This is a genomic window from Streptomyces sp. 3214.6 (assembly GCF_900129855.1).
Taxonomy (GTDB): domain Bacteria; phylum Actinomycetota; class Actinomycetes; order Streptomycetales; family Streptomycetaceae; genus Streptomyces; species Streptomyces soliscabiei.
Map to the genome: position 1 here is coordinate 4,423,259 of NZ_LT670819.1, position 15,863 is coordinate 4,439,121.

The window sequence follows — 15,863 nt, forward strand, 5'->3', positions numbered from 1 at the left end:
CGACCCGTGGGCGCGCCTGGTCGCGGGCCCACGGGTCGAGGGCGCTGTCTACGGGCCTGGGACCGTGTCCAGGGACTCCCCGTTGCCGAGCTTGACGATCTGGGCGTCGCTCGCCACACCGGAGAACAGCCACACGTCGTCGATCACGCCCGGCCAGTACTCGCCGGTCGTCCCGTTCTCCTTGTTGCGTCCGAACTGGAGCTGCTTGGTCGCCTGGAACGGCTGGACATTGGCCCGCCACGACATGGCGTCCAGGACCTGCTCCAGGTGGCCGTTGACGTACAGCCGTGCCTCGTCGGCGAAGGCGTCGTACACGACCGCCAGGTGGTCCCATTCGAAGTCGGACTGGAAACTCGAATGCCGCACCACGGGCCGGGTCGCGCTCGACGTGTCCGCACTGGGGAGTTCCAGCTCGTAACCGCCCTGGCTCTGCGGGTCCGTGGGGTCCGGTGCGTAGCGCACGGTGAAGGCGCTGTTGACGGCCCCCTCCGCCGACAGGACGGTGACCTTCTTCTGCGGGCGGGCCGCGGTGTTCACCCAGACGGTCGCGGTGAAACTCTCCTTGGTGTTCACCGGGACCGTCGCGGCGGCGGCATAGTCGTCCACCCCGTCCAGGACCAGACCGCCCGCGCCGCCGACCCAGCCGGCGCCCGGCTGTACGGACGCCTGCGCGCCCAGGACCGCGGGCCGCTTGCCGGCGCTGTCGTCGGGGCTGGACGCCGGCGTGCCCGCTGTCGTGGTGTCGAACTTCCAGCGCCCCTTCACCTGCGGGTGCTGCTTGAACAGGTCACCGGCCTCGTCCTTGGAGACCACCCGGTCGAACAGACGGACGTCGTCGATCTGCCCCTTGAAGAACGAGTCGGGTTGACCGCCGTACGATCCCGCGCCGACCTGCACCGGGCCGGTGGCGTCCCAGGGGGCGGGCGTGAACGGCACCGTGGAGACGAGAGTGCCGTCCACGAAAAGCCGCAGCTCCTTCAGCGTGCTGTCGTAGACGCCGAGGAGGTGGTGCCAGCTGTCGCCGGGATAGACCTGGTCGGCGGCGGGCTTGCCGAGGTTGGCCATCGCCCGGGTCGGCTGGACGCCCGCGGCGTCGGAGTTGTACCGGTTGAAGACCCAACGACGGTACGAGCCCGAGTAGTAGAGCTCGAAGCCGCTCTGCTGCGCGCCGGCCTGGGTCGCGATGATCTGCGCCGAGGCCGACTCGGCCTTGGGGAGCTTGGCCCAGGCCGAGACCGAGAAGCTGCGCAGGGTGTTGAGCTGCGGCCCGGTGGTGCTCGCGTAGCCGTTGTCGGTGGAGCTGAGGTCCAGGGCGCCGGCCACATTGCCCGGGACGCCGAACTTGCCGCCGCCGCCCTTGAGGACCAGCGGGTTCACCTGGCTCTCGCCCTTCGCCACCGAGGAGGTGGCCGCGTCGTCGAAGTCCCAGGCCGCCTTGGCCGGACGGCCGGTGGTCACGGCCTCGTGACGGGCCAGTCGGCCGATGTCCGCCGCGCCCAGGGGACGGTCGTAGACGGCGCTCTCGTCGATCGCGCCCTGCCACGGCTCGGCATAGGCGCCGTTGTACTTGGCGCGGCCGAACTGGAGGTTGGCCGCGGCGTGCCAGGGGGTGGTGACCGTGGACGTGCCGGCCGCGACACCGTCGACGTACAGGGTGTACTTGCCGGCCGTTGCGTCACGGACGGCCGCGAGGTGGGTCCACCTGCCGACCTCCGGAGGGGCCTGCGACAGTACCCGCTGGGCGGTGAAGTCGGCCCCGGAGGCGTCCTTGGCGGGCACGCGCAGCGCCCAGCGCCCGCTGCTCTTGTCGTAGCCGAGGTACAAGCCCGCCTGCGAGGTGCCGTCGACGCTGACCGCGGTCGCGGTGGCGGCGTCGGAGTCGAGACGCACCCAGGTGGAGACGGTGAAGTCGCCGTCGGTGTCGAGCAGATGGGGGCCCGCGGCCGCGTAGCCGTCGGTGGCGCCCCCGCTGTTCAGGCCGAGGGCCGTGCCACGGACGCCCGGTTCACCGAGTGCCGCGGTGCCGTCGAGCAGCGCGGGCCGGGTGCCGCCGCTGCCCGGGTCCTCGGTCGCGCCGGCCGGGGCGTCGAGCGTCCAGGCGGCGCGTTCGGGCTGGCCGGTGGCCACCCGGAACTGGTAACTCGCGATCGTGCTGTCGTTGTTGTTGGCGTCCCAGGCCATGACGTAGAGGGTGTTGAGCCCCGGCCGGGTCGGCATCAGGTCGATCGAGACGGGCGCTCCGGGAGTCGCGGGCTTGCGCTCATTGGCGGCGGTCGGATCCACGTTCAGGCCGAACCAGTACTTGGTGACGTCCTGCGCGGTCGAGTCGATCGTGAAGCGGCCGTACCGTCCGACGCCGTCCAGCCACGGGGCGAGCGGGTCGTCGGTGTGCCAGAGGGGGTACTGGGCGGAGGTCACGGTCGGTGCGGCCGGATGCTTGGAGTCGTAGGTCAGGTTGCAGGCCGTCTGGGTGTCACCGGCGTAGCTCCAGGGCCCCCACAGCTTGCCGTCCGAGGCGCGCACGCTCCACGCGGCCTTGATGTTCTGCGGGATGCTCGACGGGAGCGTGATCGTGAACGGCTGTCCGGAGGCCTTGGGCCCGATACGGCCGGAGTTCCAGTGTTCCTTCCAGCCGTCGCCCGAGTCCCAGTCGACCTTGAACTCCGCGTACACCTGGTCCTTGTCGGGGTCCGACAGAACGGCGGTCGCCTTGGGGATGACGTTCACCGCCTTGGGCGTCAGCGTGCAACTGCCGCCGGGGATCATGGTCAGCTGCGACTGCTTGGGCTGGTTCGGCGGGTTGTTGTACTCGACGCGCAGGAAGCCGTTGCCCGCGAAGCGCTTCCACTGGGTCTCGGCGTTCTCGTTCGGCGCCTTGAGCCCGAAGGTGAGCGACGTCTGCTTGTTGGCGGCGGCCCAGACGACCGCGTCCTTGGCGTTGAACTCCAGATCGCCGTCCGGGCAGGACGCGGTCGCGCCCTTGGCAGCCGTCACGGTCGGCATCTGGTCGATCCAGTAGCCCGACGCCTTCTGGTCGTTCCAGGACGTCGTCGAGGTGAGCGGCTTGGTACGCCAGAACTCCACCGGCTGCTTGGTGCAGTTGTACGCGAACGTCTCCCGCACGACGAACTCGGCGCTGGTGATGCTCTTGCCCGCGAAACTCGTCACCGGCAGCTTGTAGAACAGCCTCTTGGCGTCGTTCGGCGCGCACTTGAGGCCGGTGAAATTCGGCGGACAGAAACCCAGGCCCGCGTCGTCGGCGCCGTCGAACTTGTAGAAGTCCGAGTCGGGGAAGGCGCGGGAGACCATCGCATAGGCGGACGCCCGCGGCGAGGACCAGGCCGGGTCGATGAACACCGGGTACTGGGTGTCCGCGCCGGAGAGCAGCTTCGGGTCGGGTGTCAGCAGGAGAGCGTTCCCGGCCACGGACGCGTGCACATCGGCCCGCGAGGAGCCGTCACCGGGGCCTTCATACAGCCCGCCGGAAGGAACGGCACGCGAAACGCCATCCGGACCGGCCGCCTTGGCGGTGGCGCCGGACGCGGCGGACTTGGCGGGGGTGCCGGGCCCGGCCGACTTCGCGACGGTGCCGGACGCGGCGGACTTGGCGGGGGTGCCGGCGCCGGCACCGGCTTCGCGGGAGTCCCACATCACCGGTTGGGCAGCCTCGAAGGCGACGCCTCCCGCCTGGGCGTCGACCGCCTCAAGGCCCCCTGTGGCAGTGGAGCGGACGGTGAGCCCTTTGCCGGTCATGGGCATTTTCAGTCGGGACAGCGCGGGGTTCGCCGCGGCCTCGGCGCTCTTGACGACCAGGACCTGGGAGAAGCCGTCGGGCTCCGCGGTCATCCGCAGGTCCACGTCCGGCAGAACCTCCGGGTACGTCACGGACGATCCCGAGAGCACCGGCGCGGGCAGCGCGCCCGGCCACGACAGGGACAGCTCCCGCCCTGCCTTGACCATCCTGACCAGCGGATCCCTGCTGCCGCCCGCCGAGAACACCACATCGGCCGCGGAGGCGACGGGCGCGATGCCGACGCCGTCCAGCCGCCGCAGGCCGGTGTCGATGTCGACCCATTTGCCTGCCCGGCGGGTACGCACCGGTTCCAGATGCGTGATCTCCGTGAGGCTGCCGCTCGCATTGGCGAACACCTCGCGGTTCGCCCCACGTTCGGACACGACCTCCACCCGATGCCCGACTCGCCGGGCCTGCTCCCGCGCCCGGTCGATGTCGGGGGAAAGGGTGTCCGGGGTGGGATCGTCGGCGGCGGCGGGGGACTGCGTCCGGCCCGCATCCGAGGTCTGCGCGACCGCGGTGGCCAGGGACGATCCCGGTAGCTGGCCCGTGAGCAATGCCCCGACCAATAGAGAGATCGCGCCCACGGCCGCTCTCCCCCGATTTCTTTCAGCCACTCCAGCACCCTTCACGCATTCTTCATATGTGAAGATCACTATCCGGCCACGTGATTCAAGCTGTCAATCGGCTTTGTGTGAGCCTCAAATCACCTTTATTCGTTCAGATATGAACAAACATCAGACGAACTTCAGCCACAACGGCCCACTCCAGAGCCTGAATTGACATGACAGAGCATCATCGCCAGGCGGGGCGGGGTGGTGGTCCTGCTGGACGGCACCCTGGTCCGCACCCGGCGCCGCACCGGGACAGCCAACCGCAAGAACTACAGCGGGAAACACAAGGCCCACGGCCTGCTCTTCCTCGCCCTCACCGACGAGGATGAAAGATCTCAGTGCTCCATTTCGAGGTCTCCGATTACTTGCCCGGTGTCAACAGGCCAGGAATGGTGGGGTTCTTCCGCTTTTCGGGGGCTTCGGGGACGCTCGGGGTCAGGTCGTGGCGGTGGGCGTGAAGGAAGATCCGTTCGTCGGTGTAGACCGCGAAGAAGAAGACGAGTGCGACGCCGAGGCCGATCACCGAGGGGCGGTGGCCCGTGGTGGGGGCCAGGACGGCGGTCATCGCCAACCACAGGAAGATGTTCGGGGTGTTCTGTGTGATGAAGAGGTCCCGGCCGAGGCCGGTGCCGTGGGGGCGCAGGTGCAGGAACAGCGTCGTCAGGAGGCGCAGGGCGGTCAGGGCCGCCGCTGCGGCGGACATCACCAGCAGGAGTCGGATGGCCGTGTGGGCGGTCAGACCGACCGACGGGGTGAGGGCGAAGGTGGCGAGGCCGGCCACGGGGACCAGGGCCAAGCCGCCGAGCCAGTTCCAGTTGGTGCTGAGGGCGCCCGCCCGGATCGGGTCGCGCCGGCGCACGGCCTGCGCTCCTACCCCGGGCAGTACAAGGGCGGCGAGCAGGACGGCCGCGTAGGCGAGGAGGGCCGGTTCGAGCCTGCCCAGGGTGAGGGTCGGGGCGGTGCCTGGGAGAGAGAGGGGGAGGGCAAGGCCGGTGAGCAGGAGCACGGGGAGGGCGAGCGAGGCGGCCACCGTGTGGCGTACGGCGAAGAAGTAGTCGCCTCCCCAGAGCAGTGAGAGGGTCGGGGCTATCAGGGCGGGCGGGAGGAGCAGAAACAAACCTGCCAATTCCAACGGGAGCGAGTGCCCGGCCCAGATGAGGACCAGGCCCAGTGCGAGACGGGGAAGCAGCAGGGGCCAGGCCGCGCGGAGGCTGCTCAGGGGGCGGCGCAGAGTGGGTGGGTCCACGCGCAGCATGGCGAAGAAGGAGCCGACGGCCAGGAGGGGGGTAAGAGCGGTGGTGAAGACTGTGGCCGGGACCTGGATGCCGAGCGCGAGCTGGACCGCCACGCCCATCGCGGCGGCCGTGGCCACCAGCAGGGGGAGGCGGATCTCCACGATCTCGCCCAGGTCGTTGACGAGCCCTGCCGCGGCGGGGGCGGCAACCGCGCGGCGCAGGTCCTGCTCGGAGAGCGGGCGCGCATTGGGAATCTTGAAGTCGCGGTATTTGTCCGGGCTCGCGTCCGCGACGACCAGGGCGAACATCTCGACGACGTACTTGTGGGCGACGACCAGAACAGTGCGTCCCGCGCGGGAGGCGGGCAACAGGACGTCCTCGTAGTACGCGGCGACCCGGTCGTACATCTCCCGCCAGCTCTCGCCACCTGGCGGGCGGCCGGTCGGGGAATGGAAAGCCTCGGTGTAGCCGGCGAAGCCGATCGTCTTCTTCACCAGGCTTTTGTTGCGGCCGCTGTAGACGCCGAAGTCTCGCTCGGTCAGTGCTTCGCCGACGGTGATCCGGTCCGGAGGTTGTGGGAGCCGGTCGATGATGGTCCACGCGGTCTGGCGGGCGCGTTGGAGCGTGGACATGTGCACTTCGTCGATGTGTACGCCGCTCGCAGCGAGCGCGGCGACCCGCTCGGCCGCCTGGTCGGCCTGGCGGCCGCCGAGGGCGGTGAGCGGGGTGTCCAGGCGCCCGGCGAACCGGTTCTGTTCGTTCGCCTGGGACTCGCCGTGGCGAAGGAAGAAGAGGGGCATTGAGTGTCCCTTGCGTGGGGGGCGTGGGAGTTGTGAGCTGTGGTGGGGTGTGAGTGACAGCTGTGCTTATTGAGCATTCAAGTACATGGTGAGAGGTGTTTGTTTTCCGTGGGAAGGCTGTTCGAGAACGTTCAGATTTCTTTGTCCTGAAGCTGCGGCTGATTGGCCGAAGCCGTGGCGGTGAGCGGCCGCGGGTGCGCGTACGTGTGTCGTCTCTCGCGCCGCACCGCCGCTGCCGGCCGGAGTCGTTCGCCGGGCCACCGGGCAGGCGCATGTCACGACGCCGCAGCAGGCGCCGCGGAGCAACCGGGTCGATCACGTGACCTGTTCAGCGGACCGCGCGGATGCGGCAAGAGGGCTGGCGCATGGATCCTCGCCTGCTGCTCGGCCGGTCACGGGCAGGGCGGGGTACGCACAGGGCTTGCTGGCTGGGGATGGCAGGGGGGAAGCGGCGCGGAGGCGGTCCCGGGCCAGCACCCGCTGGTACTCGGCCGACAGATCCCCAGGTCCGGCCGCGTCCTTGCGGTAGGGCGCCACCCGCCCCGGCTTCACGCCCGCCAACGACGCGTGACGAATGATCAAGCCTGGTGATCACGCCGCTCTGCCAGCACGAGTACACCCAACCGCGACCACACCAGATCTGTGACCAGCCACTTCAGGTTGAAATGAGCCCAATGCAATGACCGGTACGAGCGCCGAGCGTGATGGAGAGCATGCGGAATGAGCTGATGCGTGACATCACCGGCGAGGTGATCACCGCTGAAGCCAGCCGGATACTGGTAATCAGAGCGGATGCGTACGACGGCACGCCCTGCCGAACGCCCAGGGACACTGCCGCGTCCGCATCGGGCGACCACCGCCGACCGCCCGGGATCGGGCGGGGATCAACCGCCGGCATGTGACGCTTCGGAGTCGGAGTCCGCGTGGGTAGGCCAGTTGTCCCGCCGTTCCCGGGCCACTGCCGCGCGACTGCTGACCCGTTCTCCGTGGGAGCCGACCCGTTCTCCGCTCAGCGGGAAGGCGGGCGCAGTCGGTTGGACAGAGGTGATCAGTTCGGGGAGTTCATGGGGTTCCGGGCGCTCCGGACGCTCAGGGAGCGCGGGGCGCGGGATGTTCCGGTGGATGGATTCGCCGTCGGTCTCCCGGCTCTGGTGCTCGAAGAAGCGGAGCATCTCCACCGGGAACGGCATGACCAGGGTGCTGTTCTTCTCCGCCGAGACATCCACCACGGTCTGCAGCAGGCGCAGTTGGAGCGCGCCCGGAGTGTCGGCCATGGTCGCCGCGGCGTCACTCAGACGCTGGGACGCCTGGAACTCACCGTCGGCGGCGATGACCCGGGCACGGCGTTCACGCTCGGCCTCGGCCTGCTTGGACATGGAGCGCATCATCGACTGCAGAAGGGCGATGTCCTTGATCTCCACCCGCTCGATGCGCAGTCCCCACGGTTCCTCGGTGGGGGCGTCCATCACCTTCTTGAGCTCCGCGTTGATGTGGTCGCGGTCGGAGAGGAGTGTGTCCAGATCCGCCCTGCCGATGACCGCGCGCAGCGAGGTCTGGGCGATCTGGGAGACGGCGCTGGGGTAATTGCGGACGTTCACCAGGGCCTTGACCGGGTCGATGACCCGGAAGTAGACGACCGCGTCCACGGTGAGCGTCACGTTGTCGGCGGTGATGGACCCCTGCGGCGGGATGCCCAGCACCTCGGTCTGGACGGACACCTTCCGCATCCGGTCCCCGATCGGCCGGATGACACGCAGGCCGGGCCCGCGGATGTCCGGCAGCAGCCGCCCGAAGCGGAACACCACGCCCTTCTCGTACTGCTGGACGTTGCGCAGGCTCAGGGCCAGCAGGACCAGCCCGGCCACGGCGAACACCACCAGCACAGTGATCAGAACACCCATGGTTCTCACATTCCTTACGTCGATGACGGTCCCGGACCGGGCGGTCCGGGAAGCACCCGGCACGGGAGGACCCCGGCCTGTGCCCGTGGGTGCGGCCGGGGTCCCGGGCTGCTGTTGAGGCTCTGCTACGTCGGCCCGGCTCGGCCGGGAGAACTCTGCGGTACGTCGCTCCGGCCGGCCCCGGTGATGCCGGTGGCAGCCAGAATCCGCTCGGCTGAGACGTCGTTGTCGTCCTGTACGGCCATGACCATCGCGTCGTGCGCGGGGCCGATATCGGCCCCCGACGGGATCACCAGGAACAGGAAGTGGTCCTGGTCGCCCCGGGTGACGATCATGGTGTGGTCGCCCACGGCGGACCAGTCGATACGGACCATGTGCCCGTCGACGAACAGATGGCCCGGGGCCCCGTCCCAGTCGCTCGCGTCGAGGCCCACGCGGGCAATGGGGCCCAGGCGTGCCGTCAGCGCGGTGAGGAGAGCCGACAGCTGGCTCTTGAGGTCGCGGGTCCGCGGCCACCAGGCGCCGTCGAACGTCCCCGTGCGCCTGGCTGTGGTCTCCATCCGCAGGACCGCGGTGCCGGGAAGCACCGGCTCACCGCTGGTGTCTGCCAGAAGCTTCACGGACTGCTTGGCGGGGAGCATGGCGACTCACTTCCCCGCCGTCCGGGTCCGGTGCCGTGGCCGGAGCCGTCCGCGCTGCGGGGCCGATGGTGCCGACCCCCGGACAGCCGACCGGGAGCGGCCGTACTGGAAAACGGCGATGCGCTCGTCGTGCTGATTGTTGAGCAGGTGGATCAGGAGCACGCCCACAGCGACCATCGCCAGAAGCGCCAGCACGGCCACGAAGGTCTCCATGACCCTCACCTGCCCTTTGCCGGATTCGGTGTCGGCGGGGCGACTGCCGGAATGGCGAGTACCGGAGCAGTGACTGCCGGGATCCGTGGACGTGAGGCCGGACCGGGGGCCTCACGGCCTCCTTCGGCGTCCCAGACGGCTTCCACGGCCCGTTCGGCCGCCGTCACGGTGCGCAGCCGCGCTGCCTCCTCCATCAGTCGGCCCGTGCTTGACACGCGCAGTGGGTCGCTCACGGCGGCCATCAGCCACGCGGCCGAGACGGGAGTCGTCTGTGGGTCGAGCAGGGCAGTCGATGAGGGAAGTTCCGCCCCCGGATAACAGGAGTGGTACCACCGGGCGCCGTCCAGCAGAGCCGGAACCGAACCGGTGAGAGCCGACGCCATGCGAAGAGACGGAGAAGAGGGCCGGTGTTCGATTGCCGGCGCGTACCAAACGGTCGCTGTCATGACGCGAACCCTGCTCCGGGCCGGTCGGACCGGCCCGGTGAAATCAATCGCCGAAAACGACACAAGCATGGTGGCCGGTGCGCGAAATACCCTCGGTAACATCAGCTTACTCCTCCGGCGGGCCGTTCCACGGACGCGATCCGTACAAGTGTGGGAAGTCGACGGGCCGACGCCGAGCATCCGGGTACCGATCGGCTGCCGAGGTCGGCCGTCTGTGGCAGTGAGGGGCGCGCCATGGGCGCGAACACGGCCGAGACCGCGTTACCAGGCACCCTTCAGAAGCTGACGGACCATCTGGCGGCCTCCTACGCCGACCTGTTCGTACGACCGACCCGATCCCACAGCTCCCCTTCGGGAGGAAGACCGGCGGGACAGGAGGCCACTCGGTCACCACAGCTCTGCGAAGGCTTCGCATCGCCCTGACCCACTCGGCACCGGCACCTCGCCCGTGATCACCACGACAGCGGTGCTCGGGGCAACGCCGACCGCTTCCCCGGCGTGCAGCTACCGGCCGTGCCGTTGAGCACATGCAGATCCGGGGTACCGACCGACGCCCCCGAGGTAACTCCCCGAAGTCGGCCGAGGCGCGCGTCACCGTGCATTCCGGCCGGGGTGGTCGCATCCGCCACGAGAACCACGATGCCGACGATCAGCAGACCGCTTCGAGCACGCCGATCCTGTGCCCCTTCGGGTCGACGACGTCATGGGTGCGCCACTCGCGGATGTCGACTGCCTGGATCATGCGCTGTCCCTCCTGAGCGGGACACCGGTCGAAGCGGGCCGCCTCCCCTGGAAGATCGCGGCCTGGCCGGATCCGGAAAAGCGGCTGTGACAACGACTCCGGCGCAACCACGCCGGAGTCGCCCTTCCGGGCGGCTGCACGTGAGAGTGAGCCAACCCACAATCCATGTTACTGCGGCCCCCGCGGCTCGCGCTCTTGATGGATACGCCGGTGCGGTCGATCCAAGACCCGCTCACGCGCGCAGCAGCCGTTGCGTGGTCTCCCGTCCCGGTTCCTGCCGGGCCTGGTGGCGGGCTGGGTGCGCGGCATCCGCGGCGGGAGGGCATCCTCTCTTGGTGGACTACCGGCGCCTGCCACCGCCGCGCCCGCGCATCGCGGAGCCGACGGATCCAGACGCCCAGCAGGACGGCGGCGACCCACCACAGGACGTGCAGGGCGGCGACGGCAGATGTGGCTTCGCCGGGATGCCATGGCGACGGCGACTGCGGGAGCGGCCTCGCTCGTGACGCGGCAGGTTCCCGCGCCGATACGCGAGGTGCGTCCGGGGAGCGCGAGGGTGATCGACGCGGCCGGGGCCTCGGGCCGTACCGCACACGCCGGCTCTCGCCGCGCTCCCTGAACAGCCGGCAACGGACCACCAGCTCCGGGTGCGAGACCGTTACACGGGGCGTCACCAGCTGCCTCCGGGCAGGGCTACGCTGTTCGAACAGGCCCCGGCCCCCGGCAGTGAAGCTCCGCTCCGGGGAGGCCCACCGTGTTCGCCCTGCTCCTCATCCTCATCGTGGTCCTGGCCGGCTTCGGCTTCCTCAGCCCCCTCTGGCGGGTGGTCGCGGCCTCAGTCGTGCTGGTTTTCGGCGCCATCCAATACGGGCGCCGTGGTGAAGGCGGGGGCTGGGACCGTGGCGGCAGTTCCGATCTCCGGGAGCACCAGGACCACCGGAAGCGCCGGTACCGCCCTCGGCATCGGGAGCGCTGGAAGCGCGAGGCCCGTCCGGACAGCGAGCACCGCGGGTAACCGACACCACGCCCCGTGAAGAGCCGCCGCTGTCGACGGCTCGGGATGCGGCACTGCTGGCCGAGGTCGGCGAACTGCGCGCCGCCAACGAGCAGTTGGAGCGGGCGCTGGCGAGCCGTGCGGTGATCGACCAGGCGTGCGGCATGGTGATGGCCCTGGCGCCCTGCACCAGTGAGAGGGCCTGGGACCTGCTGGTGGGCGTGTCGCAGCGCTGCAACATCAAGCTCCGGGACGTGGCCGCGGCCCTGGTCGCCACGACGAAGGACGAGGCGCTCCCGGCACCGGTGCGACAGGAGCTGCGCCAGGCGCTGCGGCGCCTCCATTCGGCGGACCGGAGATGACGGCGGGCGCGCGCGGCGGTCGGCCTGTCGGCTCATCGCCCGTGCGGCCCGGTCACGCGGCCTCCAGGCCCGGCACTTCCGGCAGTGCCGGGGGCAGCAGGGAGCGCTGCAGTGTGGAGGCGTACGCGACGATCTCCGACCGGTCCCGCTCGGCGCGCTCACGTGCCGCGTGTTCCACCTCCACCAGTTCCCGTTCCACGCGGCACGTGAGCCCGCCCGAGCGGGACCGGTCACCAGGGAGTGGGCGCGGACGGCCGGGTCGTCGAGAGTGTCGGGGACGATCAGAGGACTGCCCGTGGTGATCACCGAGGTGCACAGCCCCGGGTCCCGGCCGATCTGCGTGACCCCCGCCAGACCGTACGCGGCCTTGAACCAGACCCGGTCGGTGTCCACGATCGTCACCGTTGCGGACGGAGCGTCGAACAGGCGGGCGGCCAGCGCGGCGATCCGGTCGAAGGCACCGTCGGGCGGGGTGTCCAGGATGTCGTAACGACGCACCGCGGCGATCCGCCGCGCCTCCTGCTCCGCAGACAGCTCAACCTGCTCCTCCATGGCTTCTCGACGCCTCCACGTCTTCGCACGTCCACGTCGCACGTCTCCGGCTTCGCACGCGTCGCACCCGACCGGCGCAGGCGGCTATCCGGGCCGCTGGGTCCGGTCGTTGTGCGCGAGGCCGTCCGGATGCTGCGTCGTGCGCTCTCCGAGGGACAGAAGCAGTACGAACAGGACGGTCGGGGCGCGGTGGACCTGGCCCACCTCCTGCCAGCCCCACGCCTCCAAGGCAGCACGGGCCGGGCGGTCGGACTGGTCCAGCAAGGTGACGCCGAGCGAAGCCTGGTGGTCGGCGAGCAGGCGCTCCTGGAGCCGGCGAGCGAGCCCGCGGGCGTACTGGTGCGGATGGACAACGGTTTCGAGGATCGCGAAGACGTGTCCGGACGCGGTCAGTTGCTCCAGGTTCTGGGGCAGCGGCCCGTCGAACCCCTGCCACCAGGAGCCGTCACGTGGCACGGGGATTCCGAAGACACAGCCGGTCAGGGACCGGGCCTCGGCGACCAGCATGTCGAATCCCGGCAGTTTCACGCCGTCCGCCAGACGGCGCAGGAACTCCTGCCGGCCGCGGAACTCCTCGCCCGGCGGGGTGGTGGTGGACTCCACGTACAGATCCGCCAGGTCCTCTCGCATGCCCTCGGCCTGCCAGCGGTTCAGTCGGCGCAGCCGCACCGTGTCCATGGCGGACGGCTCCGGGCCTTCGGGTTCGTGGGGTTGCCGCGGAGTGCGCATGGGGCGCCTCGGTTCAGGAGACCGGCAGATGGGCGGGAGTGCCATCGTGGCCGATGTGTGGTGCGGCGCCGGGGTCCGGGACGTCTGTTCGCCAGCATAGTCCCGAGTCGGCGCCGTGCCGGGGCCAGTTGGGCGAAGAGTTCCCGCAGCCACGGCCAAGGAACCGGGCCTCCCCCCGTGGCTGCCGCGCGCCTGTGACGACCGGCATCGCCCCGGTGCTCGACGCGACACCGCGTATCCGACCGGCGTTGTCCCGAGACGAGCACGCCTACGTCAGGCCCTGTTCCGCTGCTCCTGAATCTGCTCTAGGCTGCGCGCAGGGAAGACCGGACTGCGGCCGTGTCAGGTAGCAGCAGGTCTCCTCGTTCAGGCTCCCAGCCCCCGAGTCGGAAACCAGGCCCGGCCGGAGCCGCATCGCCGGACAGCGCGGCTCCAGCCCAAGTCCTCTCGGCAAGTTCCAGACGGGGTGTTCCCATCAGTCCCGCCGCCGCAGAGGACAACGCGCGAGGACACGGCGGAGGGGGGCCTCCCGTTCCTCGCGCTCCGGACGGCCGCCGCCGTCGTGCGGCGGCGGCTGTCCGGCCCACGGTTCCCGGCGCAGGAGCGGCGTGCCGATGCGCGTCGGCTGCGGCGCGGAGTGGATCAGGACCCCAGCCCGGCAAGGGGTTCCGAGCCGTCGATGAAGGCGCGGGCCACGTCGGCCAGGCGGCGGTTGTGGGCGCGGGCGTAGCGGCGCAGCGCACTGAACGCCTGCTCCATGTCGACGCCCTGGCGTTCGGCGAGCTTCCCCTTGGCCTGTTCGATCAGTACCCGGCTGTTCAGCGCCGTCTGCAGCTGCTCGTTGAGCACCGTGCTGCGCTGCGCGGTGCGTTGTTGCAGCAGGCTGATGGTGGCGACGTCGGCCAGCGCCTGGGCCACGAGGGTGGCGGCCGGGTCGAAGGGGCCGGGCGCGGCACGGAAGAGGTTCAGCGCGCCCACGGTCTCCTCCCGCAGGCGCATGGGCAGGGCCTGGACGGCCCCGAATCCGCTGCGGTGGGCCGCCGTGACGAAGCGCGGCCAGCGGTCGACCTCCCGGGTCAGGTCGGGGATGATCACCGGCGCGCCGGTGCGGAAGCACATGAGGCAGGGGCCTTGGTCGTTCTGGAGCTGGAAGAGCTCCAGCACACGCACCTGTTCGTCGGAGGCGGCCATGACGCGGAGTTTGCCGTCCCGGTCTGCGAGCAGGACCCCGGCGGCGCTCGCGTCGAGCATGCCGACGCAGCGGTCGGTCAGCAGGCGCAGGAAGTCCATGAGGTCGAAGTCGGCGACCAGGTTGTCGGCCAACTCGACGAAGGTCTTGGCCAGGAGTTGTTGATCCATCGTGGACACCCTCGATTAAGACTAGTCCCGCCGGGAAGGGGCGGGAAGTACGGCATGTTCCTCGGCCGGCACCAATGCGTCAGTCGTCCTCCCCGGCCTGGTCCGGCTCAGCGTCCGGCTCCGCGTCCGGCCGGAAACGAAGCCGACGGGCCACCACGTCCGCGGCCACGTCGGCGAGCCGACGTCCCTGCGCATAGGCGTAGGCACGGAGCCGGACGAAGGCTTCCTCGATGCCGACGCCGAGCTGAACCGTGAGCATGCCGCTGGCCTGGTCGATCTCCGCCCGGTACGCGCCCAGGTCCTCGACGGGGCCACCGCGCGGCCCGCCCGTCTCGTCGATGCGCGCGTCGAGCAGCACCAAAGTCGCGAGATCGGCGAACGCCAGCGCGTCCGCCAGTTCCTCCGCGTCCAACCGGACCGGAACGTGGGCGTACAGGTCCAGAACTCCCGGGCTGATCGCGCCCATCTGCAGAGGAAGCGCGAAGACCGCGCGGGCCCCGGCTTCCAGGGCCGCCTCGGCGAACACCATCCAGCGGTCCTGCAGGTCACGGGTGAGCAGATCGGGTGTCAGGACGGCCGAGCCGTGCAGGAAGGCGTCCACGCAAGGCCCCTCGCCCAGCGTGAGCTGGAGTTCTTCCAGCTGCTCGCTGACGGTGTCGGTGCTGCACAGCGGGTGGCTCGGCGCCACCCTGGACATCGCCGACAGCCCGGCCCCGCCGACCGGCAGCGCGGCCACGGCCGCGGTGCACACGTCCACCACGCCGACGCGGGCACCACGCCGGGCCGCCTGCTCGGCGACCAGCATCCGAATGCGGGCCGACCGGCTCTCAGCGCCCACCCGGGCCACCGTCTCCCGGCATCGAGACAAGGCCCACCGGCGTCACCGTGGCGCGTTCCGCGAGGGGAAACACCAGCGCGCGGAACGTGGTGACGCCCAGTGGCCTGCGAAGCTCTCCGACATCCAGCCATCCCCAGGAGCGGAGCGCGGCGAGAGTCGGGTGATCGGCTCCGTCCACCAAGACGGCGCCGAGCGAGGCCCGGTGGTCGGTCAGCAGCCGCTCCTGCACACGACGGGCGAGTTCCCGGTCCTGCGGGTGCGGGCGGATCAGGATGTCACCGAACGCGAAGGCCCTGTCGGACACCGTGAGATACCCGACGCTGCGCGGCAGTACTCCGTCGAAGCCGAGCCACCACGAGCCGTCGCCGCGCACTGGGAATCCGAAGGCGCATCCCATCAGGCCGTCCGACTCGGCGATCACCATGGCGAATCCCGGCCGGCCCAGGTCCGCGGTGAGACGGTTCAGGAAGTCCTGGCGGCCGGGAGGGCAGTAAGCATCACCCGTCGCCGGCACGCGGGACTCCACATACAACCCCGCCAGATCCTCGCGCAGGTCCTCCACGAGCCGACGGTTCAGCCGGCGCAGTCGCACCGGAGCCACGGCGCAGGCCTCGCCGTTCCCCGGCTTCCGTGACTGTCCCCGC

Annotated in this window: 12 protein-coding genes and 1 pseudogene; 2 read left to right on the forward strand and 11 right to left on the reverse strand. The window is 70.2% G+C overall.

The window, feature by feature from the left end; all coding sequences use genetic code 11:
- Positions 1 to 48 precede the first annotated feature (48 nt).
- The 6 genes and pseudogenes from B5557_RS19830 to B5557_RS19875 form a co-directional block, all read right to left on the reverse strand.
- Positions 49 to 4,380 carry a LamG-like jellyroll fold domain-containing protein gene (locus tag B5557_RS19830; protein WP_159424398.1) on the reverse strand — a complete coding sequence of 1,444 codons (4,332 nt, stop codon included), beginning with the start codon at positions 4,378 to 4,380 and terminating at the stop codon, positions 49 to 51.
- 388 nt (positions 4,381 to 4,768) lie between these two features.
- On the reverse strand, positions 4,769 to 6,442 hold the full coding sequence (locus B5557_RS19845) for a histidine phosphatase family protein (protein WP_079660736.1): 1,674 nt from the start codon (positions 6,440 to 6,442) through the stop codon (positions 4,769 to 4,771).
- Positions 6,443 to 7,326: 884 nt separating this feature from the next.
- Positions 7,327 to 8,343 carry an SPFH domain-containing protein gene (locus tag B5557_RS19855; protein WP_079660738.1) on the reverse strand — a complete coding sequence of 339 codons (1,017 nt, stop codon included), beginning with the start codon at positions 8,341 to 8,343 and terminating at the stop codon, positions 7,327 to 7,329.
- 125 nt (positions 8,344 to 8,468) lie between these two features.
- Positions 8,469 to 8,984, reverse strand: coding sequence for a DUF5994 family protein (locus B5557_RS19860; RefSeq protein ID WP_079660739.1), 516 nt, complete (start codon positions 8,982 to 8,984; stop codon positions 8,469 to 8,471).
- Positions 8,985 to 8,990: 6 nt separating this feature from the next.
- A complete protein-coding gene (locus B5557_RS19865; RefSeq protein ID WP_079660740.1) occupies positions 8,991 to 9,197 on the reverse strand; it encodes a hypothetical protein in 207 nt (68 codons plus the stop codon).
- Between the two features lie 1,101 nt (positions 9,198 to 10,298).
- Positions 10,299 to 10,385 (reverse strand): annotated as a pseudogene (locus B5557_RS19875) (PRC-barrel domain containing protein); the annotation flags it as partial.
- 754 nt (positions 10,386 to 11,139) lie between these two features.
- Here B5557_RS19875 and B5557_RS19880 point away from each other — a divergent pair.
- Together B5557_RS19880 and B5557_RS19885 are read left to right on the forward strand one after the other, a co-directional pair.
- The gene (locus B5557_RS19880) at positions 11,140 to 11,400 is read left to right on the forward strand and encodes a hypothetical protein (protein ID WP_079660742.1); all 261 of its coding nucleotides are present in this window, start codon (positions 11,140 to 11,142) and stop codon (positions 11,398 to 11,400) included.
- Positions 11,401 to 11,495: 95 nt separating this feature from the next.
- On the forward strand, positions 11,496 to 11,741 hold the full coding sequence (locus tag B5557_RS19885; RefSeq protein ID WP_231976409.1) for an ANTAR domain-containing protein: 246 nt from the start codon (positions 11,496 to 11,498) through the stop codon (positions 11,739 to 11,741).
- 52 nt (positions 11,742 to 11,793) lie between these two features.
- On the opposite strand, the gene B5557_RS43750 is transcribed toward B5557_RS19885, so the two are convergent.
- From B5557_RS43750 to B5557_RS19910, 5 genes are all read right to left on the reverse strand, one after another.
- Entirely contained in the window at positions 11,794 to 11,940 is a 147-nt protein-coding gene (locus tag B5557_RS43750) for a hypothetical protein (RefSeq protein ID WP_159424399.1), read from the reverse strand.
- Positions 11,941 to 12,377: 437 nt separating this feature from the next.
- Entirely contained in the window at positions 12,378 to 13,022 is a 645-nt protein-coding gene (locus B5557_RS19895) for a hypothetical protein (RefSeq protein WP_231976410.1), read from the reverse strand.
- A gap of 642 nt (positions 13,023 to 13,664) precedes the next feature.
- Positions 13,665 to 14,381 carry a GAF and ANTAR domain-containing protein gene (locus tag B5557_RS19900; protein WP_079660744.1) on the reverse strand — a complete coding sequence of 239 codons (717 nt, stop codon included), beginning with the start codon at positions 14,379 to 14,381 and terminating at the stop codon, positions 13,665 to 13,667.
- Positions 14,382 to 14,460: 79 nt separating this feature from the next.
- Positions 14,461 to 15,219, reverse strand: coding sequence for an ANTAR domain-containing protein (locus B5557_RS19905; protein WP_231976411.1), 759 nt, complete (start codon positions 15,217 to 15,219; stop codon positions 14,461 to 14,463).
- Positions 15,209 to 15,820: a hypothetical protein gene (locus tag B5557_RS19910; protein ID WP_079660745.1), complete on the reverse strand. Its 612-nt coding sequence runs from the start codon at positions 15,818 to 15,820 to the stop codon at positions 15,209 to 15,211. The genes B5557_RS19905 and B5557_RS19910 overlap by 11 nt, the downstream gene beginning before the upstream one ends.
- Between the last annotated feature and the right edge of the window lie 43 nt (positions 15,821 to 15,863).